Source organism: Bartonella sp. OD88NMGDW (assembly GCF_042193775.1).
GTDB lineage: Bacteria > Pseudomonadota > Alphaproteobacteria > Rhizobiales > Rhizobiaceae > Bartonella > Bartonella grahamii.
Genome location: NZ_JBHIMA010000042.1, coordinates 1 through 1,921 on the forward strand (window position 1 = coordinate 1; position 1,921 = coordinate 1,921).

Genomic DNA, 1,921 nt, shown 5'->3' on the forward strand with positions numbered 1-1,921 from the left:
CGTGTTGCTCGTGATCCTTTAATGCAGATACGCGCCTTTTGGGATATTGGGGGCACGGGCGCCAAGGCAGATGCCACAGCGATATGGATAGCGCAATTTGTTGGCAGAGAGATCAGAGTGCTTGATTATTACGAAGCACAAGGACAACCATTATCGGAGCATATAGGCTGGTTGCGTCAAAACGGTTATGAGAAGGCGTTGATGGTTCTTCCCCATGATGGGGCGACCAGAGACCGTGTGCACAATGTGAGTTTTGAGAGTGCTTTAAATGATGCGGGTTTTGAAACGCAGGTCATTCCCAATCAAGGGGCTGGTGCTGTCAAAATGCGAATAGAGGCAGTGCGACGTATTTTGCCTTCTGTTTGGTTCAATGAAGAGACGACCGTAGCAGGGCGCAAAGCACTGAACTGGTATCACGAGAAATGGGATGAGAAGCGCAATATTGGCTTGGGAGCAGAGCACGATTGGTCCAGTCATGGGGCAGATGCCTTTGGATTGATGTGCGTGGCTTATGAAGAACCTCCGACGATACAAAAGCGACCAGCTTATAGCGGCAGAACGGAATATGAGAGTACCTCATGGATGGCAGAATGATGTATGATGAAGAGCATTTAGATAAAGAAAGTAACGCATCAGATTTGTCGACAGAAGGCTTATTTCGCAAGCTTGTGAGTTGGTACAAAGAAGATGTGGAGCATGTGAATAAATGGCGTGAACATGCACGGGAGGATTTTCGTTTTTACAATGGTGATCAGTGGAATGAGGCTGATTTAGCGGCGTTAAAAGAGCAACGCCGCCCCGTTATGACCTTTAATCGTATTGCTCCGCTTGTGAATGCTGTTGTGGGGTCAGAGAGAAATAACAAGCGCGAAGTGCAATTCATTCCCCGTCAAGTAGGCAAGGCATTGCCAAGTGAATTGCTTACTGGTGCGGCAGAATGGTTTCGGGACATGGCGCATGCAGAATATGCTGATAGTGATGCTTTCCAAGATGCGGTTATTTGTGGCATGGGCTGGACCGATACGCGACTTGATTATGAAAACAGCTTTGATGGTGAACCGGTCATTACGCGTTTAGACCCGTTAAAGATGGTTTGGGACAGTGCAGCGGTGCAACCGAACTTAACCGATGCGCAACGTTTGTGGTATGTGGACCGCAAGCCTTTGGAAGTAGCCAAGCAGATGTTTCCCAAAGCCCATTGGAGTGAACTGAGTGCAGATTGGGCTCGTGATGGGATTGCTTATGAGGGCATTCATCATAATGATCTTGAAGCTTATAATGATGAGAAGGGCATTGATGTTGAAAACGGTCGACGGATGATTACACTTGTTGAATGCCGTTGGTTTGAAAGCGAGAGGTATTATAAAGCGCCCGATTTAAGTACTGGAGAACTTCGTGATTATAGCGAGGAAGAATTTAAGCAGCTACAGTGCATGATGCCTAATATTCAAGGGGCGGCTTTTAATAAAAAGGTTGTTAAGCGCGCTTTTTTAGGCAGGAAGGTTTTGCTATGCCCCGATCAACCCATGGTTCCAGCGGGTCAATTGGGTTGGGAGTGTATAACGGGGTATTTTGACAAGATAGAACGGCAATTTTATGGGGTTGTGCGTCCTACAAAAGACCCACAACGGTGGGCGAATAAGTACTTTAGTCAAGTTATGTATATCCTTAATAGCCAATCCAAAGGCGGGATAATGGCAGAGAGTGGTGCATTTAAGGATGAGAGAGAAGCAGCAAAAAGTTTAAGCCGATCAGACAGTATTACATGGGTTAAACCTAACGCATTGGCAGGTGGTAAAATACAACCAAAGCCTGTAGCACAGTTTCCACAAGGCTTTTTCCAGCTGTTTAATGAAGCTAAGGAAGCAATTAATCAGGTGACGGGTTTATCGCCCGAATTCATTGGCACAAGAGAAGTGAC

The 1,921-nt window shown here is 46.4% G+C and carries 1 protein-coding gene and 1 pseudogene; both read left to right on the forward strand.

The window, feature by feature from the left end; translation table 11 throughout:
- Window positions 1–594 (forward strand): annotated as a pseudogene (locus tag ACFIJR_RS08905) (PBSX family phage terminase large subunit); the annotation flags it as partial.
- A partial coding sequence (locus ACFIJR_RS08910) for a portal protein (RefSeq protein WP_375654053.1) occupies window positions 579–1,921 on the forward strand: 1,343 nt, incomplete at its 3' end. The pseudogene ACFIJR_RS08905 and the gene ACFIJR_RS08910, both read left to right, overlap by 16 nt.